At 57.5% G+C, this 21,962-nt stretch carries 18 protein-coding genes and 1 tRNA gene; 8 read left to right on the forward strand and 11 right to left on the reverse strand.

Going from position 1 to position 21,962, the window contains the following annotated elements:
* The 3 genes from FN806_RS10085 to FN806_RS10095 form a co-directional block, all read right to left on the reverse strand.
* Complete coding sequence (locus FN806_RS10085; protein ID WP_142636674.1) at positions 1-915, reverse strand: carbohydrate ABC transporter permease; 915 nt, start codon at positions 913-915, stop codon at positions 1-3.
* Positions 916-980: 65 nt separating this feature from the next.
* Positions 981-2,234, reverse strand: a complete 1,254-nt coding sequence (locus FN806_RS10090) for an ABC transporter substrate-binding protein (protein ID WP_142636676.1) — start codon at positions 2,232-2,234, stop codon at positions 981-983.
* 24 nt (positions 2,235-2,258) lie between these two features.
* A complete protein-coding gene (locus FN806_RS10095; RefSeq protein WP_142636678.1) occupies positions 2,259-3,143 on the reverse strand; it encodes an N-acetylmuramic acid 6-phosphate etherase in 885 nt (294 codons plus the stop codon).
* A 171-nt stretch (positions 3,144-3,314) separates the two neighbouring features.
* On the opposite strand from FN806_RS10095, the gene FN806_RS10100 reads away from it, so the two are divergent.
* The 8 genes from FN806_RS10100 (at position 3,315) to FN806_RS10135 (ending at position 12,246) form a co-directional block, all read left to right on the forward strand.
* On the forward strand, positions 3,315-4,190 hold the full coding sequence (locus FN806_RS10100; protein WP_142636680.1) for a glucosamine kinase nucleotide-binding domain-containing protein: 876 nt from the start codon (positions 3,315-3,317) through the stop codon (positions 4,188-4,190).
* Positions 4,177-4,926 (forward strand): GntR family transcriptional regulator, encoded by a 750-nt coding sequence (locus FN806_RS10105; RefSeq protein ID WP_142636682.1) that lies wholly within the window; start codon positions 4,177-4,179, stop codon positions 4,924-4,926. The genes FN806_RS10100 and FN806_RS10105 overlap by 14 nt, the downstream gene beginning before the upstream one ends.
* Positions 4,927-4,945: 19 nt before the next feature.
* Positions 4,946-5,974 carry an SIS domain-containing protein gene (locus FN806_RS10110; RefSeq protein WP_142636684.1) on the forward strand — a complete coding sequence of 343 codons (1,029 nt, stop codon included), beginning with the start codon at positions 4,946-4,948 and terminating at the stop codon, positions 5,972-5,974.
* Entirely contained in the window at positions 5,971-7,107 is a 1,137-nt protein-coding gene (nagA, locus tag FN806_RS10115; protein WP_142636686.1) for an N-acetylglucosamine-6-phosphate deacetylase, read from the forward strand. The genes FN806_RS10110 and nagA overlap by 4 nt, the downstream gene beginning before the upstream one ends.
* Positions 7,108-7,245: 138 nt before the next feature.
* Positions 7,246-7,320: transfer RNA gene (locus FN806_RS10120), tRNA-Gly, on the forward strand.
* 127 nt (positions 7,321-7,447) lie between these two features.
* A complete protein-coding gene (locus FN806_RS10125) occupies positions 7,448-9,268 on the forward strand; it encodes an ABC transporter transmembrane domain-containing protein (protein WP_142636688.1) in 1,821 nt (606 codons plus the stop codon).
* A 151-nt stretch (positions 9,269-9,419) separates the two neighbouring features.
* Positions 9,420-11,309, forward strand: coding sequence for an acyl-CoA synthetase (locus tag FN806_RS10130; RefSeq protein ID WP_142636690.1), 1,890 nt, complete (start codon positions 9,420-9,422; stop codon positions 11,307-11,309).
* 13 nt (positions 11,310-11,322) lie between these two features.
* Positions 11,323-12,246, forward strand: coding sequence for an alpha/beta hydrolase (locus FN806_RS10135; RefSeq protein ID WP_142636692.1), 924 nt, complete (start codon positions 11,323-11,325; stop codon positions 12,244-12,246).
* A 4-nt stretch (positions 12,247-12,250) separates the two neighbouring features.
* Here the strand turns inward: FN806_RS10135 and FN806_RS10140 are convergent, their stop codons facing one another.
* From FN806_RS10140 to dtd, 8 genes are all read right to left on the reverse strand, one after another.
* Entirely contained in the window at positions 12,251-13,087 is an 837-nt protein-coding gene (locus FN806_RS10140) for an alkaline phosphatase family protein (protein ID WP_142636694.1), read from the reverse strand.
* A 143-nt stretch (positions 13,088-13,230) separates the two neighbouring features.
* Complete coding sequence (locus tag FN806_RS10145) at positions 13,231-14,868, reverse strand: ABC transporter ATP-binding protein (protein ID WP_142636696.1); 1,638 nt, start codon at positions 14,866-14,868, stop codon at positions 13,231-13,233.
* Positions 14,865-15,680, reverse strand: a complete 816-nt coding sequence (locus tag FN806_RS10150) for an ABC transporter permease (RefSeq protein WP_142636698.1) — start codon at positions 15,678-15,680, stop codon at positions 14,865-14,867. The genes FN806_RS10145 and FN806_RS10150 overlap by 4 nt, the downstream gene beginning before the upstream one ends.
* Positions 15,680-16,636, reverse strand: coding sequence for an ABC transporter permease (locus tag FN806_RS10155; protein ID WP_142636701.1), 957 nt, complete (start codon positions 16,634-16,636; stop codon positions 15,680-15,682). The genes FN806_RS10150 and FN806_RS10155 overlap by 1 nt, the downstream gene beginning before the upstream one ends.
* Before the next feature lie 15 nt (positions 16,637-16,651).
* Positions 16,652-18,235: an ABC transporter substrate-binding protein gene (locus FN806_RS10160; RefSeq protein ID WP_142636703.1), complete on the reverse strand. Its 1,584-nt coding sequence runs from the start codon at positions 18,233-18,235 to the stop codon at positions 16,652-16,654.
* A gap of 125 nt (positions 18,236-18,360) precedes the next feature.
* Positions 18,361-20,352, reverse strand: a complete 1,992-nt coding sequence (locus tag FN806_RS10165; RefSeq protein WP_142636705.1) for a CocE/NonD family hydrolase — start codon at positions 20,350-20,352, stop codon at positions 18,361-18,363.
* Positions 20,353-20,403: 51 nt separating this feature from the next.
* On the reverse strand, positions 20,404-21,507 hold the full coding sequence (locus FN806_RS10170) for a DUF4147 domain-containing protein (RefSeq protein ID WP_142636707.1): 1,104 nt from the start codon (positions 21,505-21,507) through the stop codon (positions 20,404-20,406).
* Entirely contained in the window at positions 21,507-21,944 is a 438-nt protein-coding gene (gene dtd / locus FN806_RS10175; RefSeq protein WP_142636709.1) for a D-aminoacyl-tRNA deacylase, read from the reverse strand. The genes FN806_RS10170 and dtd overlap by 1 nt, the downstream gene beginning before the upstream one ends.
* Positions 21,945-21,962 lie beyond the last annotated feature (18 nt).

Below are 21,962 nucleotides of genomic sequence, written 5' to 3' on the forward strand. Positions count from 1 at the left end.
TCACAGTTGATACCGGCGCATCCGGGTCTGGATGCCGAACAGATAGATGCAGACGCCCACCAGGATGATTGCGAACATGGCCCCGGCGATGGCGGACCCCATATGCGGGTCGCCTAGTTGCAACTGGAAGCCGAAGAATGTGCGATACATGAAAGTACCTAGAATATCGGTTGAGAAATCCGGCCCCGCCAGCGCGCCTTGTGAGGCATAGATCAGGTCGAATGCGTTGAAATTTCCTACAAAGGTCAGGATCGAGATGATCCCGATCGAGGGCAGGATCAGCGGTAGTTTGATCTTCCAGAAGGCCGAGGCCCCGGTGATGCCGTCGATCTCTCCGGCCTCAAGGATTTCTTCGGGGATGGTCAGCAGGGCGGCATAGATCAGCATCATCGGGATGCCTACGAACTGCCAGACCGAGATCAGCGCCAGCGTGGTCAGTGCGTATTCCTCTTTGCCCAACCACGGTGCAAAGAGGGACTTAAGCCCAACCGCATCCAGCATCGAAGGTGCGATGCCCCAGATCGGCGACAGGATCAGTTTCCAGGCAAAGCCCACGATCACAAAGCTGAGGATCGTAGGAATAAAGATCGCCGAGCGATACAGGGCGGCAAACCGTAGGCGGGGGTGGCTGAGAAGGGCGGCCAGCGCGATGCCGATCGGGTTCTGAACCAACATATGGATCAGGAAGAACCAAAAATTATTACCCAGAGCATTCCAGAACTGATCCGACCAGTTGGGATCGAAAAACAGCGTCCGGAAATTCTGCAATCCGACAAACACGCGAGCCTGATCAACCTCTGTATACAGTGCAAGGCGCAGTGTGTTGAACAGCGGGAAAATCATCACAGCGGTATAGACGAGTACGGCAGGTGCCAGAAAAACAACGATATGCCAGCGGATGCGGGGGCGGGTCATGGGATTGCTTTCAAAGGGGTGTCGGAGTTACCCGGGCGGTCGGCACCGCCCGGGTATGGATCAGCTTACTGATGCGGAGCGTACCAAGAGGCCAGGCCTTCCTGCAGTTCGGCACCCAGTTCCTCGGGGGATTTTGCGCCTTTGATAGCGGCAACCGAAGCGCCCCAGGTATCGTTTTCAAGGTTCGGTGTGCCACGCGACAGGATTTGATAGGTCGAGCGGATGGTCGATTCACACTCTTCGCGCCAGCCTACGATTTCCTTGGCCAGCGGGTCCTGCAGCTCGACCGGAGTGTTCGAGAGCGGGAAGAAGCCAGGCAGGGCGTTGCCGAAGATTTCGGCGAATTCCGGGCTTGCGACCCAGGCCAGGAACGTCTCGGCAGCTTCGGGATTCGCGGTGGCCGCATTCATACCAATGCCAATGTCGGTGTGGTCCGAGATATAGCACGTATCGCCCGCATTCTGGACTGGGGGCTTAAAGGCGCCCATTTCGAAATCGGCCTGCGCATTGAAGCCCGAAATTTCCCAGGATCCCGCAGGGTAGACGGCTGCGCGGCCCAAGGTAAAGATGTTCTGGCTGTCGGGATAGGTCTGCGCCTCATATCCATCACCCAGATAAGCGCCCCAACGGGCCAGGGTGGCATAGGGGGCGGTCCAGGCTTCATCGGTCAGCTTTTGCTCGCCCGCGATCAGCGCCTGGCGGCCCTCTTCGCCTTTCCAATAGTTCGGGCCGATGTTGTTATAACCCATAGTGGCGGCTTCCCACTGGTCGTTGGTGCCCATCGCCATCGGGATATAAGTGCCGTCTTCCTTGATCTTGTCGAGGGCGGCAAAGAACTCGTCCTCGGTTGTGGGAACTTCGATACCCAGTTCGGCAAACGCGTCCTTGTTATAGATGAACCCGTGGATCACCGATGCCATGGGAACGCAGAAGCTGGCCGAGCCGTCATCCGTCTGCCAGGCCGATTTGGCCACATCCGAGAAGTTGCCCATCGCTTCGACACCCGACAGGTCGCTCAGGTGGCCGGCCTCATAGAGGGCCAGTGATGCATCGAAAGGACGGCAGGTGATCAGATCGCCAGCCGAGCCCGCATCCAGTTTCGAGTTCAGGACAGCGTTGTATTCTGCCGGGGCCGAGGGTGTGAATTGCACTTTGATGCCGGGGTGTTTGGCCTCAAACGCAGGGATGATCTGGTCCTGCCATAGCGTCAGGTCGTCATTTCGCCAGCTTTCGATGGTCAGGGTCACATCTTCCGCATAGGCAGCCGACGCCATCAGCGTCGTGCCCAGCAGAGCAAGTTTCAAGCTATTCTTGGTCATCCATATTCTCCCGATTGATGGTTATTATTCTATGGCCAGTGCGGCCGTTAGGATTCCGTCTGATGTTCGTAGGCGTTCGGTGGCTTCGGATGCCGAAACACCTTTTGCGGCGACAAGCACGGCGGGCTTCACATCACCGCGCGTTGCTTCCAGTGCGCGCTTTGCAGCGCCTGTGTCCACCTCGGCAATGCGGGTGACGATTCCGGCCGCGCGGGCGCGCAGTTTGTCATTGTCGGCGCGCAGGTTGACCATCATGCCGCCATGTACGTGGCCAAGGTCCAGCGCCATCAGCGACGACAGCATATTCAAGGCGATCTTTTGTGCCGTTCCCGCGCCCATCCGAGTTGATCCAGAGATCAATTCGGGCGGTGTGGCAAGCAGGATCGGGATGTTGGCCTGTATCAGCAGGGGGCTGTTGGCGTTATTGGCGATGCCGATCAAGGTCGCGCCTTTTGCACGGGCGATGCCTGCGGCTGTCATCGTGTAGGGGGTCGACCCGCTTGCGGATACGGCGATCACCGTGTCCTGGGCTGACAAACTGTTCAGCGCTTCACGCAGGTCACCGTCGGCGTCTTCGGAATCACCCGGCATCTCGACACCCGTCGGAAGACCACCAGCCATATGGATTCGCAACTGGTCTGGCGTGATCGAGAATGTTCCGCCCAGCTCTTGCGCGTCAGCCGCCGCCATCAAACCGGACGAGCCTGCCGCAACATAGTGCAACATGCCGCCCGACCGGAGCGTCCTGGCCATCGCAGCGGCGCCCAATGCAATAGCCTGTGTGGCCGAGCGCACCGCCGCTGCCGCAGCGATCTGCCCCTCGGCCAGCAACAGCGCCGACCCTGTCAGGTCTTCGCGGCTCAGGCTGGCGGCGTCGCGGTGCAGTTGTTCGGTTGACGGCAGCGTCAAGAGAATCCCCTCCCAGGTTTCCCGATTACAATACCTATTTAATACCACCTGTCCAACATTTTCTTTTCGGTATAATCTAAGTGCTAATTTTAAAGGAAAAATCGAGATATTGGCGAAAATAGCATAAAACGAGGCTTTTCTAATCGAAATAGGTATTGTATTGGTATTGTCATGACTGAGTCCCTGAATAATGCTGTGCTGGCCATTGATGGCGGTGGAACGCGGTGTCGCGTTGCCTGCGAGGTTGCCGGAGTTATTCACGGTGTTGAGGTCGGCGCTGCGAATGTCTCGACTGATTTTGAGGCCGGTGTTTCACAGATAAAACTTGGGTTGGATCAGATGTCCGGCAAGCTTGGCCTCGGGGTTGAGACCTTGTTGGCCTGCCCTGCTTTTGTTGGCTTGGCCGGGATCACGGATCAGACAATCGCAACCCGCCTGAGGGATGCGCTTGGCCTGACGCGCGCCCGGATAGAGGATGATCGTCCCGCTGCCTTGCGCGGGGCGCTGGGTGCGCAGGACGGGCTGATTGCCCATTGTGGTACAGGCTCATTTCTGGCCAGACAAAATGGTAGAGAAATGCGCTTTGTCGGTGGCTGGGGCTCGGTCTTGGGGGATGAAGCCTCGGCCCAGTGGGTTGGAAGGATGGCATTGTCCTTGGCATTGCGTGCGTTTGATGGAACGCAGACCCGTTCGGACCTTTTGACCACTTTGCTGTCCGAACATGACGGACCTGCCGGGATCGTTCGCTTTGCGGGGGCTGCAGACCCTGCGCAGTTTGGTGCGATTGCACCAAAAGTGACCATGGCTGCCCAAGATGACGACGTGGTTGCGCAACACATCATACAGGCAGGTGCTGCTTACCTGGCCGATACAGCCGCGCGTCTGGGGTGGAGCCCGGGCACCGCGCTGTGCCTGACGGGCGGTATTGGTGGTCAATACGCGTCGTATCTGCCCGAAAACATGCAATCCGACCTGCGCGCACCATTGGGCGAACCGCTCGACGGGGCGCTCGCCTTAGCAAAGGAGGTCGAACATGAGCATTGCTGATTTTCTGCGTTCGGAGTCCTGGCTGACCGCTGATAATGGGCCGCGATATGTCCAACTACGGCGAAGGCTGCAGGAGGGCATTGATACGGGTGTTCTGCCCCCTAAATCGTCGCTTCCGTCCGAGAGAGAACTTGTCGAGATCACGGACCTTTCGCGCGTCACCGTGAGAAAGGCGATTCAAGAGCTTGTCCAAGAGGGCGTGATCGAACAGCGCCAGGGCTCGGGCTCGTTCATCCGCGAGCGCATCCCACGGGTCGAACAATCGCTGACACATCTGACTTCGTTCACCGAAGACATGTCCAGCCGTGGAATGAAAACCGCGTCGAAATGGCTGGAGCGGGGGGTCTTTGCGCCGACCCAAGAAGAGATTGCCGCCTTGAGCTTGTCCGAGGGTGAGCAAATCTCTCGTATCTACCGATTGCGCGAAGCCGATGGCCGTCCACTGGCGCTGGAAAAAGCGGCGTTACCTTTGGATATTCTGCCGAACCCGATCGAGGTGACCACCTCTCTGTACGAGGTCTTGGATCGGCTGGGCCGCCGTCCTGTTCGGGGGGTTCAGAAGATCTCGGCCCTGAATGTGGCCGCGCGTGAGGCTGAACTGCTTGATGTTCCCGAGGGAGCCGCCGGGCTGAATATTGAACGTGTTTCTTTTCTCAGAAACGGACGCGTCGCCGAACTGACACGCTCGCTTTATCGCGGCGATGCGTATGATTTTGTCGCTGAATTGCGGTTGTAACCGGAAAGGACGGAACTAGATGTCCGTAGAACTCTCGAAGATGCGTCAGGAAATACTGGAAATTCCTGATGCCGTAGACCGATTGCTAAGCAATGGGGCTGACAATATCCGCCACGCTGCCCAGTTGGCGCGCGACGCAGACCCGCGTTTTCTGGTCTCGGTGGCGCGAGGATCTTCGGATCACGCCTGCACCTATCTGAAATATGCATGCGAACTGTTGCTGAACCTGCCGGTTGCGTCGGTAGGGCCGTCTGTCAGCTCGATCTACGGGGCCGACCTGCGGGCGCAGGGCGCGTTAAGCATATCCGTCTCGCAATCCGGTCAAAGCCCGGACATCGTCGGCATGACGCGCGCGCTGAAACGATCTGGTGCCGTGACGGTCGCCATTACGAACAATACGGAATCCCACCTGGCAGATGCCACGGACGCCGTCCTGCCTCTTCATGCGGGACCGGAATTGAGTGTGGCAGCAACCAAGACCTTTGTGACGTCTCTGGTGGCGGGGCTGTGGTTGCTGGCGGAAATCGCGGATGAGGCAGAGCTGAAGCAGGCCATATGGTTACTGCCCGGGTATCTTGGGAAGGCTGCCCAATGCGACTGGACCCCGGCCGCCAATGCGATTTCCGGCCGGTCCCTGTTTACCTTGGGTCGCGGTCCATCGCTGGCGATCTCGAATGAAGCGGCGCTGAAAATCAAAGAGACCTGCCAGATCCACGCCGAGAGCTATTCGACTGCCGAAGTTCTGCACGGGCCGGTCTCAATCGTTGAAGAAGGGTTTCCTACCATTGTGTTCGCCGCCGGTGATGCCGCTGAACAAACAACGGCAGAAGCGGCTGATGCGTTGGCGGCAAAAGGGGCTACCGTTTTTGCCGCAACCTCGGCGGTGAAACGGGCGCAGCCTCTGCCGGTCGTCAGAACGGACCATTGGCTGACCGATCCCATCAGCGCCATCACATCGTTCTATAGCATGGTTGAATCGGTCGCCTGCAATCGCGGAATTGACCCTGATGCCCCGCGTCACCTTAAGAAAGTTACGGAAACTGTATGACCTCTGAGACGGTTGTATTCAGAAACGGCGCCTATTTCGACGGCACACACCTGCTGGAGGGGCAGGCGGTTGTGTTTCGCCAAGGTAATTTGTCCGAGATCACCCCGGCAGACGGAACCAAAATCGCCGGGCAGCAGGTCGATCTGAACGGTGATATTCTCTGCCCCGGATTTGTGGACCTACAGGTCAATGGCGGTGGTAGTGTCATGTTCAACGATGACCCTTCTGTCGAGACTATCCAGCGTATTTCTCAAGCGCATAGAAAGCTTGGCGTCGCATCCTTTTTGCCCACCCTGATTACCGACACTGCGGCCAAGACCCAGCAGGCAATAGAGGCCGCGATCAAGGCTGTGGATGTCGGTGTTCCCGGTGTCGCTGGACTGCATCTGGAGGGACCGCATCTTTCGTTGGCGCGAAAAGGGGCGCATGACGCCGCGCTGATCCGCCCGATGGATGAAGAGGATCTGACCACCCTAATAGCCGCGGCCAGCCGATTGCCTTGCCTCAAAGTAACCCTGGCGCCAGAAGCTGTGTCTGAGCGACAGGTTACCTCTTTGGCTGAGGCCGGAATTCTGGTGTCTCTGGGTCATAGCGATGCGGATTTTGCGACCTGTCAACGTTATGCTGCGGCGGGCGCCCGCTGTGTCACACATCTGTTCAACGCCATGAGCCAGCTTGGAAACCGCGAGCCTGGTCTTGTGGGGGCGGCGCTGGCTAATGCGGGTTTGTCTGCGGGTCTGATTGCCGACAGTATACACGTACACCCTGAGGTCATGCGGGCGGCATGGGCGGCAAAGACCGGCCCGGCCCGGATATTTCTGGTCAGCGATGCCATGGCTGTTGCCGGAACAGAGGATGCCGAATTCAACCTTGAAGGGCGCCGTATTACCAGAACGGATGGCCGCCTGACGCTTGAAAATGGAACGCTGGCAGGGGCTGACCTGGATCTGACGACGGCTGTTCGCATCCTTGTTAAAAATGCCGGTGTCCCGCTGAAGGATGCGCTGAGCGCCGCAACGACCTATCCTGCGAAGTTGATTGGTTTGGCCGAATCTTCCAGTAAGAATCTGGCATCCATGATCCGTATTTCGGCGGATCTTGAATCTTGCGAATGGGCGAATGCCGCGCGTTGAATAAGCCGCCCGCTGCCGAAACGACCCCGGGATTACCGATGCGCCGGGGTCCGTCCCCGGGTGTCATATGATTTTGAATTTCGCGTGCGAACTGTGCTTGACGACACCTTGGGCATGGCATAAACCAGCCACCGCTGAGCGGGCGTCGTATACTGGCTATTACCTCAGCCTTCCAAGCTGATGAAGCGGGTTCGATTCCCGCCGCCCGCTCCAAATCAGCCCCAAAAATCTGCGTCAAATAGCCTTTCGTTTGGGCCATTCGGCTGCACCGCTTGACCCGGCGGGTTGTAGACGCCAAGAAGCGGGATACCGGAATTCGAACACGAAGTAAGGGCCTGACATGGCAAAACCCGTCTCAGCCAGTCCAGCAGCAAAACCCGCACCCGGTGCGGCTGAGGAACGGGCCAGGTCCAGGAAGATCGGTGTTCTGGCTTCGCTCTGGCCATTCATGAAGCCTTATCGATTGCAAATGATTGGGGCCTCTTTGGCCTTGGTTCTGACCGCCAGCATGACGCTGACATTGCCTTTGGCTGTCCGCCGTGTGGTCGACAACTTTCGGATCGAAGACGGAGAGCTACTGGATTGGTACTTTCTGGCGGCGCTGGGCATCGCCGCGATTCTGGCCGTCGGAACAGGCATCCGCTACGCGCTTGTTACGCGCCTGGGTGAACGCGTTGTCGCCGATATCCGCAAAGCCGTTTTTGATCGCGTCATCGGGATGAGCCCCGAATTCTATGAACGTATCATGACGGGTGAGGTGCTGAGCCGGATCACGACCGACACCACGCTGATTCAATCCGTGCTGGGCTCGTCGGTCTCGATCGCTCTACGCAATATGTTGATGTTTCTGGGCGGGCTTGTACTGATGCTGCTGACCTCGGCCAAGCTGACCGGGATGGTCTTGCTGCTGATTCCGCTGGTTGTGGTTCCGATACTGGTATTGGGGCGGCGCCTGCGGGTTATTAGCCGGGAAAACCAAGACTGGATCGCAGCCTCATCAGGCAATGCCGGCGAGGCGCTGAGCGCGGTTCAAACCGTTCAGGCCTTTACCCATGAGCAGGCCAGCCGAAATCAATTCGGTGAGATGACCGAAACGTCCTATACTGTCTCGCTGCGCCGAATTCAGACCCGGGCCGTGCTGACCGTCATCGTTATATTCCTGGTGTTTTCCGGAATCGTGGGCGTGTTGTGGATGGGGGCGAATGATGTCCGCAATGGTGTCATGACCGAGGGCGTTCTGATCCAGTTCGTGATCTATTCGATCATCATGGCCGGTTCGGTTGCGGCCCTGTCCGAAATCTGGAGCGAATTGCAGCGTGCGGCCGGTGCGACCGAGCGGTTGGTCGAGCTGTTGAATGCTCAGGACACCGTGAACGATCCCGGCCAGGCGCAAGTTTTCCCCGCGCCCGTGCGCGGCGAGATTCAGTTCGACGATGTGACTTTCCGCTACCCGGCGCGTCCAGATGTCGTGGCGTTGAATGAACTGTCGCTGACAGTCAACCCCGGGGAAACCGTCGCATTTGTCGGCCCCTCGGGGGCCGGAAAAACAACCGTGATCCAGATGATTCAGCGATTCTATGATCCTGACTCGGGACGCGTTTGTTTGGATGGCATTGACCTGCGAGATTTGGATCGTTCCAATTTCCGCCGTCATATGGCACTTGTGCCTCAGGATCCCACGATATTCGCAGCATCGGCGCGCGAAAATATCCGATTTGGGCGGCTCGATGCGACGGATGCCGAGGTTGAAGACGCAGCCCGCGCAGCTGCGGCCCACGAATTCATCTCGACGCTGCCCGAAGGCTATGACAGCTTTGTAGGAGAGCGAGGCGTCATGCTGTCCGGGGGACAAAAGCAGCGGATCGCCATCGCCCGCGCCATTTTGCGCGATGCTCCGATCCTGTTGTTGGATGAGGCGACATCGGCATTGGACGCTGGAAGCGAGCGCGCTGTGCAAGGGGCTGTCGACAGGTTGCGTGCAGGGCGGACGACGCTGATTGTTGCGCACAGATTGGCAACCGTGAAAAAAGCCGACCGCATCATCGTCCTGGAGAACGGGCAGATCGTTGCGCAGGGAACGCATGACGATCTGGTATCGCAGGATGGGCTGTACGCGCGTTTGGCACGGTTGCAATTTACCGATGGTGTTGCAGCAGAGTAACCTGATGGCGAGATATTTTGTTTTGCGCCCCAGCGTCATTCTACATTCTGGGTTGTTCTGCCGTTAAGCCCTTACTTGCACATGAGCGGGTTTTACTTTCATCCTAGATGAGAGCCTGCGCGTGACGCAGTAAAAGTACAGGGAGGAACTAATGGCATTCGCGGGATTAGACGATAAGGCAAGAATAGAAAATGAAATGCCGTGGGAGGATCGAGACGTACCGGTAACCTTTCATCAGTTACTTTCTCGAACGGCGGCCAAGTTCCCCGACCACAAGGCCATTAGCTTTCAGCTGTTTTCCGGCCCAACCGATAAGGCCGAGACACTGACGTGGTCTGATCTGCTGGGTAAGGTCAATCAGGCCGCCAATCTTTTCAGATCTCTGGGTATCGGTGAAAACGATGTGGTGGCCTATGTACTGCCCAACTGCAACGAAACTCTGGTGACCCTCATGGGAGGGGCCGTCGCAGGGATCGTGAACCCGATCAACCCGTTGTTGGAGCCCGAGCAAATCGCAGCAATTTTGCGCGAGACGAAAGCCAAGGTTGTTGTGACGCTAAAGTCATTTCCCAAAGCCGATGTTGCACAGAAGGTGGAAGAGGCCGTACGCCACGCGCCCGGTGTGAACACAATTCTGGAAATCGACCTGAATCGCTATCTGACGCCTCCGAAATCGTGGATCGTGCCCCTTGTGCGTCCCAAAATGGGCGACAAGGCTAAATTGGCTCATGCGGATTATTTGAATTTCAGCAAAGAGCTGGCGAAACAGCCCAAGACACTGACATTCGAAGACAGTAAATCAGACCGTGTTGCGTGCTATTTCCATACTGGTGGTACAACCGGCATGCCCAAGGTTGCACAACACAAATATTCCGGCCTGATCTATAATGGCTGGTGTGGTGGCACCTTGTTGTTCGACGAAAACGATGTGGTCATGTGCCCACTGCCCATGTTCCACGTCTTTGCTGTGCATGTGATCGTCATGGCTGCGGTGAGTTCGGGTGCGCATGTGGTCTTCCCGACGCCTCAAGGATATCGCGGGGATGGCGTTTTCGACAATTTCTGGAAACTGATCGAGCGTTGGAAAGTCAGCTTTATCATCACGGTTCCGACAGCGATCTCTGCCAAAATGCAGCGCCCTGTCGACGCCGATATCTCGTCAGTGAAAACGGCCTTCTCAGGCTCGGCTCCTTTGCCGGTTGAACTGTTCCGTCGCTTTGAAGAGGCCACCGGCGTTACTATAGTCGAAGGCTATGGCTTGACCGAAGCCACCTGCCTTGTGTCGTGCAACCCGGTGGATGGCGAAAAGAAGATCGGTTCGATTGGCGTTCCGTTCCCTTATACGGATGTGAAAATCCTGCAGGATGGGCCCGACGGTCCGACCGAATGTGGAACTGATCAGATTGGTGAGATCTGTATCTCGAACCCCGGCGTATTTGCGGGCAACACGTATACAGAGGTCGAAAAGAACGTGGGCCTGTTCCACTATGACAAATATCTGCGCACCGGTGATTTGGGCCGGTTTGACGATGATGGCTATTTGTGGATCACCGGTCGTGCCAAGGATTTGATCATTCGCGGCGGGCACAATATCGACCCGGCCGAGATCGAAGAGGCGCTGTTGGGGCATGAGGCCGTGGCATTTGCCGGTGCGATCGGTCAACCAGACGCCCATGCGGGCGAAGTGCCCTGTGCCTTTGTCGAACTGGTCTCCGGGGCCAGTGTGACAGAGCAGGAGCTGATGGAATACTGCAGAGTTCACGTTCACGAGCGTGCCGCGCAACCTAAGCACATGACAATTCTGGACGAACTGCCCAAGACGGCAGTGGGCAAAGTCTTTAAGCCCGAGCTACGTAAGCAGGCGATCACACGCATCTACAATGGTGCGCTTGAAGACGCAGGCGTTGCTGCGCGTGTGGTTTCGGTTCTGGATGATAAAAAGCGCGGGCTTGTCGCGCAGCTTGACGCCAACGGTTCCTCGGACGACGATGTCAGCAAAGTGCTGGGATCGTTCACCCGGCCATGGGAGTGGGCTGCCTGATCGCGGAGGGGCTATGGACTATGAACGTCTGATTGATGAAGAAACTTGGGCGTTCATAAGACGAACGGCTGAAAGCTATCCTGATGACGCGGTCGAATTGTCGATCGAAGATCAGCGCGGCGTCTATGACGTAATGTGCAAGGATTTTCGCCAACCTCGCCCAATGGGTGTTGAAACAGAAGACAGGCGCGCCGATGGCGTGCCTGTTCGCATTTACACCGCAGGCAATCCAAGCCGGACGGTGATCTATTTCCACGGAGGCGGGTTTGTCGTCGGCGGGCTGGACAGTCACGACGATGTCTGTGCCGAACTTTGTGCACAAACTGGGTATCGGGTGATTGCCGTGGATTACCGCCTGAGCCCCGAACATATTCATCCTGCCCAGTTTCACGATAGTTGGGCGGCAACCAACTGGGCGGTGCAAGAGTTCCAGGACCCTTTCGTTCTGGCGGGCGACAGCGCTGGTGGAAATCTGGCCGCCGCAGTTTCACAGCACGGACGGACGCAGTTTGACAATCTTCTTGGTCAGGTCCTCATCTATCCAGGCTTGGGCGGAGATTCGTCCCGTGGTTCCTATAAGGAACATGCCCATGCGCCTTTGCTGACGCTGGAGGATGTAAGTTTTTACGAGAAGGTGCGCTGTGGTGGAGATGTGCCGGAAAACGACCCGACATTCGCTCCATTGCATGACACGGATTTCTCGGGGCTGCCCCCAACCGTGGTGGTAACTGCAGATTGTGATCCCTTACGTGATGATGGTGCGATCTATTGCGAACAGATCAGGGCTGCAGGTGGGCAGGCTCATTGCATCAATGAATCCGGCCTTGTGCACGGCTATCTGCGGGCGCGCACCATGGTCAAACGTGCGGCGGACAGCTTCGAGAGGATCTCGGTGGCGATAGAGGCGTTGGGCCAGCAGATCTGGCCTTACGACTGATCCCCTACTTCAAGAAGGGCTGACCCTTCATGGTTTCGGCAACCGGGGCACCCAAACGGCCCAGAATCGTGGGCGCCAGCTGTAGCTGGTCGATCACAGCATTCGCATCGGGGCCTTCGGCGTCACCGAAGTAATACAGCGCGGTTTCCTGCTGCAATGCGCCACGCCCACCGTGATGGCCACGATCGTCCTGGCCGTGATCTGCGGTGACGATGACGTCGTAACCCAACTGCCGCCAGCGCGGGATAAACGGGGCCAGCATTTCGTCCATCACGAAACAGGCATGGTCCATCTCTTCACATTCATGAAAGAACCTATGACCCATGCTGTCCAAAGTGCTGGTATGCAGCAATCCATAGTCCAAGCCATGGCGTAGGCAGAGATTGGTCAGCGTTGCGAACAGATCGACGTCACAGGGCGTCATCTGGTTGGCTTTGCCATAGCCTGTCATCGTGTGGAACCGACCATGATTGATCGTTTTGCTGTTGGGCTCGTCGTATTCAACATCGCGGACATAGTCGAATGGATGGCGATTAAAGAATTGCGACCAGAAGCTGTGGGCCACAGCCCCAGTCACGCCGCCGGCTTCGCGCACTTGGCTGAAGATGTCCTTCTGACTCAGGCGGAACACGTTGCCATTGCCGGTACAGCCATGCTCCTGCGGTGTTACACCGGTATGGATCGAGGCATAGCAGCTTGCCGAGATTGACGGTAGCACAGCGCGCTTCTTCCAAACGCGCGCCTCGCCGGTGTCGACCCAGCCTTCCAGATTGCCGAACAAACGACGGAAATTGCGCCATGGAACACCGTCCAGAATGATGAGGAGAAGTTTGCGGTCCATGCTCTGACCCTTTTTCAGATTGCTTCAGCCGACCCTAAAAGATTCGGTGCGGTCTGGCTGCCTGATCCCGCCCCGAATGGCAAAATCCCGACACCTTGATCGAATGGCGCCGGGATTTCATAAACTTACGGGAAGGGCCGGGGTCAGTTCCCGGCGCTTTCCATTTTGCGGTGGGCGACGACCTCTTCCAGCCAGCCCAGATGCATTTCGGGGACAGAGCTGAGCAGTAGGTCGGTATAGTCATCAAACGGTGGGCTCAGCACCTGCGATTTGGGGCCGTAGCGGACGACTCGGCCCTGATACATCACCGCAATACTGTCGCTGATAGCGCGCACCGTTGCCAGATCGTGGGTGATGAACAGATAGGCCACATCCTCGATCTTTTGCAGGTCCAGCAGCAGTTTGAGGATACCATCCGCCACCAGAGGATCGAGCGCCGATGTCACCTCGTCACAGATGATCATCTTGGGCTTGGCCGCCAGTGAGCGTGCAATACAGACACGCTGTTTCTGGCCGCCAGACAGTTCCGCCGGGTAGCGATCCATGTACTTTTCGCCCAGTTCGATCTCATCCAACAGTTCGACGATCCGCTTGCGTTTTTCGGCACCGCGCATGTTGAAGTAGAACTCCAGCGGGCGCCCGATGATCGTGCCGACGGTCTGACGCGGGTTCATCGCCACGTCTGCCATCTGATAGATCATCTGCAACTCACGCAGGTCTTCACGGCTGCGGCCCTTCAGGTCGCCACTTAGCTTGCGTCCGGCGAAATTGATCTCGCCATCGCGCGGCGGAAGCAGCCCGGTGATCACCCGTGCCAGCGTGGACTTGCCAGAACCGGATTCGCCCACAACTGCCAGCGTCTGCCCCGGATGAAGCTCGACATTGACGTTGTGCAGGACGTCGAAATTTAGCCCCTTATAGCGCGCAGTGATCCCGTCAACTGTCAGCACTGGTTCGGATGTCGGCTTCTTTTCTTCATGTTCGATGGAGCGGACCGAGACCAGCGCCTTGGTATACTCTTCCTGCGGGTTGTTGATGATCTGATCGGTATTGCCGTACTCGACCGTGTTACCCATGCGCAGAACCATGATGTCGTCGCTGACTTGCGCAACGACTGCCAGATCGTGGGTGATATAGAGCGCGGCAACGCCGGTATCACGAATGGCTTCCTTAATGGCCATCAGAACATCGATCTGGGTGGTTACATCCAGCGCAGTTGTCGGTTCGTCGAACACCACCAGATCAGGCTCAGGACAAAGCGCCAGCGCTGTCATACACCGCTGTAGCTGACCGCCCGAAACTTGGTGCGGATAGCGATCACCAATATTGTCCGGATCGGGAAGCCCCAGCTTGGCGAACAGTTCCCGCGCGCGGGCCTCGGCCTCTTTACGCGAGAACTTCTTGTGCTCCACCGCGGCTTCGATCACCTGATCCATGATCTTCTTGGCTGGGTTGAACGATGCTGCGGCGGATTGCGAAACATATGCTACTTCGCCTCCGCGCAGATTACGGATATCGCTATGCGGGGTTTTCAGGATATCGCGCCCGTTAACCCAAACCTCTCCGCCGGTAAGTTCAACACCACCTCGGCCATAGGCCATTGAGGCCAGACCAATGGTGGATTTACCGGCCCCGGATTCACCGATCAGCCCCAACACCTTGCCGCGCTCGAGGTCAAAGCTGACCCCGTGCACGATTTCGATATCATGGGGTTTTTCACCCGGCGGATAGACGGTCGCGCCGATTTTGAGGTCGCGGACCTTGAGAAGGGTATCACTCATCCCCGGCCTCCTTTCAGCGATGTGGTACGGTTCAGGACCCAGTCAGCAACAAGGTTGACCGAGATGGCGAGGGTCGCGATGGCAACAGCCGGATATAGCGCCGCGCCGATGCCATAGACGATACCGTCTTTGTTTTCCTTCACGATTCCACCCCAATCCGCCAGCGGCGGTTGGACGCCCAAACCCAGGAACGAGAGGGTCGAGATAAACAGAACCATAAAGATGAACCGCAATCCGAACTCGGCCACCAGAGGCGACAGAGCATTGGGCAGGATTTCCCGGAAGATGATCCAGATACGACCCTCACCGCGCAGCTTGGCAGCCTCAACATAGTCCATCACATTGATATCCACAGCGACAGATCGCGACAGGCGATAGGGGCGTGTGGCATCCAGCAGGCCCATCACCAGGATCAGGATCGGGACAGTCACCGGGACAATCGCCAGAATGACCAGCGCCAGGATCAGTGTCGGGATCGACATGACCAGGTCAACCGCTCGGCTGAGGACCTGATCGGCCCAGCCACCAAGAACAGCGGCCAGCAAGCCCAGCGTGGTGCCGGTGGCAAAGCTGAGGATTGTGGCAGCAGCAGCGATAAAGATGGTCGTGCGCCCGCCATAGATCATGCGAGTTAGCAGATCGCGCCCGATATTGTCCGTACCCAACAGGTGTTTGGCACTGGACGGTTCCCAGACATCACCGACCACCTCAGCCATGCCGTAAGGAGCGATCAGGGGTGCCGCGAGTGCTACGAAAAAGTACAGCCCGGTGAAAAACAGACCGATCATGGCCGAAATAGGAAGATTCTTCATCATTTCGGGTGCCTCAGTCTTGGATTGGCAAGGATGGACACGATATCGGCAACCATGTTCAGCCCGATATAGACCGCAGCGAAGACAACGCCGCAGGCCAGAACCACAGGCACGTCACGCTTGGTCACCGAGTCCACAAGATATTGCCCCATGCCAGGGTAAACGAACACCACTTCGACCACGACGACGCCCACGACCAGATAGGCCAGGTTCAGCATAACGACGTTGACAATGGGCGAAATCGCGTTGGGGAAGGCATGTCGCGCGATGACCTGAAAACTGGACAAACCTTTCAGCTCAGCCGTTTCGATATAGGCCGACTGCATCAGGTTTAGGATTGCGGCGCGGGTCATCCGCATCATCTGTGCCAATACCACCAGCGTCAGCACAAAGGCCGGCAAGGCGATTGCATAGAGCTTTTCGCCGAAGGACATCGAATCGTTGATCATCGCAAGCGAGGAAAACCAGCCCAGTTTTACGGAAACGAAATAGATAATCACGTAGCCGATCAGGAATTCGGGGATCGAAACCGTGGTCAAGGTCACAGCCGAGATCAATTTGTCCGGCATACGGTTGCGATAGCGGACGGCCAACAAGCCAAGGAAGATAGCGAGTGGTACGGAGACGACGGCGGCGGCACAAGCCAGGAACAGCGTGTTGCCCAGGCGCTTGCCGATGCTTTCAGCGATATCCAGTTTGTTGGTCATCGATTGGCCCAGATCGCCTTGAACGATCCCGCCCAGCCATTCGGCGTATCGGGTCAGGGCAGGGCGGTTCAGCCCCATTTCCTCACGTAAGTTAGCAAGAGCCTCAGGAGTTGCGGACTGTCCCAGGACGGCTTGCGCGGCGTCTCCGGGCAGGGCTTCGGTCAGGCCAAAAATCAGGGCCGAAGCGCCAAACAGCAATAGGAGTCCCAGCGCAAGGCGCTGGGAAACCAATTTGATGATAGGATGCATGATCCGTGGTCCTTATCAGGAGAACCACATCTTGCGGGACATGTTGCCGTTCATCATCTCTTGGGTTGGGTCGCTTTCCCAACCTTCCAGCTGATTGCTGACACCTTCGACGAAATCATTGAACATCGGGCAGATTACGCCGCCTTCGTCGCGGACCATCATGCCCATCTGTTTGTAGATGTCCTTGCGCTTGTCATTGTCCAGCTCGGCGCGGGCTGCAAACAGCATCTCGTCAAAGGCCGGAACCTTGAACCGCGTGTCGTTCCAGTCTGCGGTCGACAGATACGCGGTCGAATACATCTGGTCCTGCACCGGACGGCCACCCCAGTACGAGGCGCAGAACGGCTGTACGTTCCAAACCTCGGACCAGTAACCATCGTTGGGTTCACGCTTGATTTCCAGCGGGATACCAGCCTGAGCCGCGGTCTGCTGGAACAGGGCGGCCGCGTCCACTGCACCAGGGAAGGCGCCATCAGCGACCTGCAGAATGATTGGTGAGCCGTCATGACCCGACTTCTTGTAATGCTCAGCTGCTTTTTCGATGCTGAATTCACGCTGCGGGATCGAACCGTCAAACAGCGGGTAGGCCGCGTTGATCGGCATGTCATTCCCAATCGAGCCATAGCCACGCAGAACCTTGTCGACCAGATCCTGACGGTTAATCGCGTGTTTCAGGGCCAAACGCAGTTCATTGTTATCAAACGGTGCCGTGTCGCAATGCATGATAAACACATAGTGGCCACGGCCTGCGGTTGAATGCACAGTCAGGTTCGGTGCGCGACCCAGCAGATCAGCAATCTTGGGCTCAACCCGGTTGATCGCGTGGACCTGACCGGATTGCAGCGCGGCGGTCCGGGCGGTTGCGTCATTGATAACAACCACTTCGACGCTGTCGAAATTGCCGTAATCGCTCCAGTGGTTGGCGAATTTCTTGAACACGTGGCGCACGCCGGGTTCGTTGACTTCCACTTGGTAAGGGCCGGTGCCAACCCCTGCGCCCGGATCTTCCATGCCGCCATCCGGCTGGATGATCAGGTGATAGTCCGCCATCAGATAGGGCAGGTCGGCATTTGGTTCATTCAGCGTAACCTGGAAATTGTCGCCATCAGCCTTCATCGATTCGATGCCGCGCATGATGCCCAGAGCACCGGACTGGGAATCCTCGTTCGAGTGACGCTCCATGGTTTTCAGCACGTCTTCGCTGGTCATGGTCTTGCCGTTGTGGAATTCCACGCCCTGACGCAGTTTGAAGGTCCAGACCCTGGCATCCGCGCTGCCTTCGACGCTTTCTGCAAGGCGCGGTTCGATCGATCCATCGGGCGCAACCTCGACCAGTTGGTCGCCGAACTGCTTGCCGTTCTGGAACGGAACCGAGCTGGCATAGGTGGCCGGGTCAAGCGAGTTGGTGGATTCCCCGCCCTGCAGGCCAAATTTCAGATCACCGCCCTTTTTCGGGCCAGCCGCGCGTGCAGCATCGGCAAACATTGTGCTGGCCATCGCAGCAGACACACCAAGTGCTGCAGCTTTCCCCATAAATTCGCGGCGGGTCAGCTTGCCAGCTGTAACCTGCTTGGCCATGTGAGTGATTTGTTCGTTCATTCAGATATCTCCCAGTGATTTATCTCGTCAGCCCCTGACGGGTTTTTTTATTGACGCGCCAGTCAAGTTAGGCGCAATTCGGTTGGTCGAGCAAGAAAAAAGTCCGGCTCAGACCTGCTTGAATTTCACATATGATTACGCGGTACGGTATCCTCCTTAGTCTTTGAAAATACCAAACTGCCGTTTTCAAATGCCTTGAGTTCAGCACAGAGGTAGAAGTTTCCGGCGTCTGACCACATTTCGCAAGATGTTTCTGTACGCAGCTCTGTGCCGTCACGGATTATCTCTTGTGTCCAATGGCAATATCCGCGCGCAGATAAGGGGTCATCAGGGCGAATCGACCAACGTTCAAAGGCTGTTCCGCCATGTGTCAGGCCGTGGTGGTTGTCCGTAACAAGGCCAAAGTCATCTTCGATAATCAGATGAGTTTCCCCCGAGTTCATGTCAGTTTCGACCTGTCGAGAGTTCCGGCTGTCTCGGACAGTCGTGATGTCGTGTGCGGCCTCGGCATCCGGGGGGGGGAATACATATGCCTCGCTAGCCGCGTGACGGATGGGCAGCTTGATTTGGCCCTCGGTCAGATGCAGTTCTGCAGACTCGGGCGAAGGCCAGATCAGCGGCCAATAGGCGCTGGATACCGCAATCCGCAAGCGGTGTCCCCTTGGCACCCGATAAGCGATATGGTCCAGATTCAGCGTGACCTCGTATACCTTGCCTGGGACCAATTCGGTCGGTTGCGAATGGGTATCGCGATGGCACAGGTTAAGGACACCGTATGTTATGCGTGTTGTTGCCCCATCGGGATGGACGTGATTCAAGCGCACTGCCATCTGGGCATGGGGACGGTCGGCACTGATGTGCAGGCATATTTGCGGCGCGCCCACGATGTTCAGATCATTGGCCAGTGGGGCGCTGTCGAAACAGGCCGAAAATGCATCATCCACACGCTGATCGCCCGGCATATCCGGCCCCAACCAGATGGCGCAGTATTCTCCGCCTTCCATCCCGCAGGTCTGGGGGGATCGGATGCACGTGTCCAGCGGTCCGGGTTGGTCCAGCCCAACATTAGAAATATTCAGAGTTTGAATAGGAAGATGCGAGGTCGCGCCTTTATCCTCGGTTATCCAGCAACCGGGCCGTTCCTTGTACCAGCGCTGGGGGCGTACCCCATCCATAAGATAGGCGCGATAGTCGGGTTCCTGGTCGACGCCAGTATCCTGGCCTTTCAACCAATGGTCCCACCAACGCAGGGCCTCTTGCAGAAATCCGATTCGGGGCTCCGGAACAGCAAAATGCGGATACTTGTGAACCCATGGTCCGACGATCCCCTTGACCGGAGAATCAAGCTGTTCAACCAATAAAGGCACCGTATTCTTATAGGCATCACCCCAGCCGCCAACAGCCAAAGTCGCCGCCCGGATAGCGCTGAAATCCTCGCAGACTGACCCGTGACGCCAATAGGCATCCCGAGTCTGATGGCGCAACCAGACAGAGGGCAGAAAGGGCTCGTTCTCAAGGCGGTCCAGCCACAGCTCGCGCCAGTTCGGACGCAGGGCCGGATCGGGAGCGCGCGATGAATAAGACCACATGGTCGCGCCCCAGCCGAGATTTTCGTTCAGCAGGCAGCCACCCTTGTAGTGGATGTCGTCCGCATACCGGTCGGCGGTCGAGCACAGCGTGATAATCGCCTTCAGCGCCTCTGGCTGTAGTGCCGCCACCTGCAAAGCATTGAATCCGCCCCAACTGATCCCCATCATTCCTACAGAACCAGAGCACCACGGTTGCTGCGCCAGCCACTCGATAGTTGCAACTGCATCGTCCTGTTCCTGCTGGGTATACTCATCCTCCATCAGCCCTTCGCTGTCACCATTGCCGCGCATGTCCACGCGGATGCAGGCGTAGCCGCGCTTGGCAAACCAAGGATGGGTCAGGGCGTCTCGTGTCGCAGTGCCGTCGCGCTTGCGATAGGGCAGGAACTCCAGAATGGCAGGTACAGGGTGGCTTTCTGCATGCGACGGCTTCCATATCCGGGCTGAAAGCCGGCACCCATCCGGCATGTGAATGCCGACATCTGGCAGGTCTTCGATGTCGAGTAGCGAATTGTCGGCTGGATTCATTCAGTCAGTCTCGGGGCCAAAAGGGTTTTGGTGCAGGTGAAAATCGTCAAATCAGCTTCGGATTGCGACAATAAGGTCCATTACGTTGGTTCCGGTCGGCCCGGTGACGAAAAGAGCATTTGCGCGTTCCAGATAGCTGCCGCTGTCAGCATCCCGCAGCGCCTTTTCCGCACCATCGCCCCAAATGGTCCCGTCAACAATCGCCCCCGCGGCCTGGGTCGGCCCGTCGGTGCCGTCGGTGCCCCCGACAAGCAGCGTCAGCCCAGCAATACCCGCGATTTCTCTGGCCAACGCTAAAGCGAGGGCCTGATTGCGCCCACCCTTGCCTGGATTTCTGGGCAGCACGACAGTTGGCTCTCCACCGAAAACCATGACGCCTTCGGGCATATTGCGCAGCCGTGGCCCCAAACGGGCTGCTATGCTTTTCAGGTCATCGTGCAGGCATTCCTCATTCGCTAAAACGGGTGCGCCCTCGGCCATGGCCAGTCGGGCGGCGGCAGCACGGGCATGCTTGTTCGATGCAACGATGCGCGCAACTCCCTGAAAATCGCGCGGCTCAGGAAGTGCGCCAATGCCCGATCCGATAACGTTCAGGTCATCGCCGGGCACATCGGAAATCGCCAGTACAGTCGCCTTCGCTCCTTTGAACTGGGCCAACAGGCCAGACCCTTTGATTTGGGACAGTTTGCGCCGTTCGGCGTTCATTTCAGAGATATTCAACCCTTCCGACAGCAGTTTTCGGTTCAACTGCTCCAGATTCGCCAACGTTTTGCCGGGTACAAGGTCCTCAGCCAAAGACGAGGCCCCGCCCGAAGCCAGCAGCAGCAAATGCGAAGATGATCCCATCGACTGGACCATCTCACGCAGTGCGCGGCCCGCTTGCAGACTGCGGATATCAGGAACGGGATGAGAGGCCTCGATCACCCTGACATGGTCAGGCAGGGCGTCCCCGTGGCCATCCTTGGTGACAACCAAAGCGGGGAGGGGGCCGAAATGGTCCAGCGCTGCGCGGGTCATCGCCGCCGCAGCTTTGCCGACAGCTAAAATTTGGTCGGGCGCCTCGATATCATTCAGCGCCGTTAACGTCGCCGCATATCCACTAACCGCGTCAACTCCGGCCTGCCATATTCGGGTTGCCTTTTGCCTTTGCTCCATCAGCTTTCGACCCAGATCGTGACCGGGCCGTCATTGACCAGTTCGACGGCCATATCCGCCCCGAATTGACCGGTTTCGACAGGGACGCCAAGAACACTTAGCCGATGCGCGAAAACCTCATACAAGCGTTTTCCAACCTCTGGCGGTGCCGCTTCAGAAAACCCCGGGCGGTTCCCGCGCGAGGTATCAGCGGCAAGTGTGAACTGGCTGATTACTAGGGCCGAGCCGCCCATATCCAGAACCGACCTGTTCATCTTGCCGGCCTCATCCTTGAATATCCGCAGCTTTGAGACCTTGGCAGCAAGCTGTTCGGCCTTTTGGTCGTCATCCCCCTGCATCGCGCAAACCAGTATCAGCAGGCCCGGACCGGTTTGTCCGATCATTGCACCTCCTACCGAGACTTTTGCCAGCGAGACCCTCTGCAACAGCGCACGCATTTGGTTCCTCCATTTGAT

Origin of the sequence: Ruegeria faecimaris (assembly GCF_900182615.1) — a bacterium.
Classification (GTDB): domain Bacteria; phylum Pseudomonadota; class Alphaproteobacteria; order Rhodobacterales; family Rhodobacteraceae; genus Ruegeria; species Ruegeria faecimaris.

Bases quoted from the DNA above. Each gene is read 5' to 3' on its own strand.
- FN806_RS10085 (WP_142636674.1), bottom strand. From the start codon at position 915: ATGACCCGCCCCCGCATCCGCTGGCATATCGTTGTTTTTCTGGCACCT.
- FN806_RS10090 (WP_142636676.1), bottom strand. From the start codon at position 2,234: ATGACCAAGAATAGCTTGAAACTTGCTCTGCTGGGCACGACGCTGATG.
- FN806_RS10100 (WP_142636680.1), top strand. From the start codon at position 3,315: ATGACTGAGTCCCTGAATAATGCTGTGCTGGCCATTGATGGCGGTGGA.
- FN806_RS10105 (WP_142636682.1), top strand. From the start codon at position 4,177: ATGAGCATTGCTGATTTTCTGCGTTCGGAGTCCTGGCTGACCGCTGAT.
- FN806_RS10110 (WP_142636684.1), top strand. From the start codon at position 4,946: ATGTCCGTAGAACTCTCGAAGATGCGTCAGGAAATACTGGAAATTCCT.
- nagA (WP_142636686.1), top strand. From the start codon at position 5,971: ATGACCTCTGAGACGGTTGTATTCAGAAACGGCGCCTATTTCGACGGC.
- FN806_RS10125 (WP_142636688.1), top strand. From the start codon at position 7,448: ATGGCAAAACCCGTCTCAGCCAGTCCAGCAGCAAAACCCGCACCCGGT.
- FN806_RS10130 (WP_142636690.1), top strand. From the start codon at position 9,420: ATGGCATTCGCGGGATTAGACGATAAGGCAAGAATAGAAAATGAAATG.
- FN806_RS10135 (WP_142636692.1), top strand. From the start codon at position 11,323: ATGGACTATGAACGTCTGATTGATGAAGAAACTTGGGCGTTCATAAGA.
- FN806_RS10140 (WP_142636694.1), bottom strand. From the start codon at position 13,087: ATGGACCGCAAACTTCTCCTCATCATTCTGGACGGTGTTCCATGGCGC.
- FN806_RS10145 (WP_142636696.1), bottom strand. From the start codon at position 14,868: ATGAGTGATACCCTTCTCAAGGTCCGCGACCTCAAAATCGGCGCGACC.
- FN806_RS10150 (WP_142636698.1), bottom strand. From the start codon at position 15,680: ATGAAGAATCTTCCTATTTCGGCCATGATCGGTCTGTTTTTCACCGGG.
- FN806_RS10155 (WP_142636701.1), bottom strand. From the start codon at position 16,636: ATGCATCCTATCATCAAATTGGTTTCCCAGCGCCTTGCGCTGGGACTC.
- FN806_RS10160 (WP_142636703.1), bottom strand. From the start codon at position 18,235: ATGAACGAACAAATCACTCACATGGCCAAGCAGGTTACAGCTGGCAAG.
- FN806_RS10165 (WP_142636705.1), bottom strand. From the start codon at position 20,352: ATGAATCCAGCCGACAATTCGCTACTCGACATCGAAGACCTGCCAGAT.
- FN806_RS10170 (WP_142636707.1), bottom strand. From the start codon at position 21,507: ATGGAGCAAAGGCAAAAGGCAACCCGAATATGGCAGGCCGGAGTTGAC.
- dtd (WP_142636709.1), bottom strand. From the start codon at position 21,944: ATGCGTGCGCTGTTGCAGAGGGTCTCGCTGGCAAAAGTCTCGGTAGGA.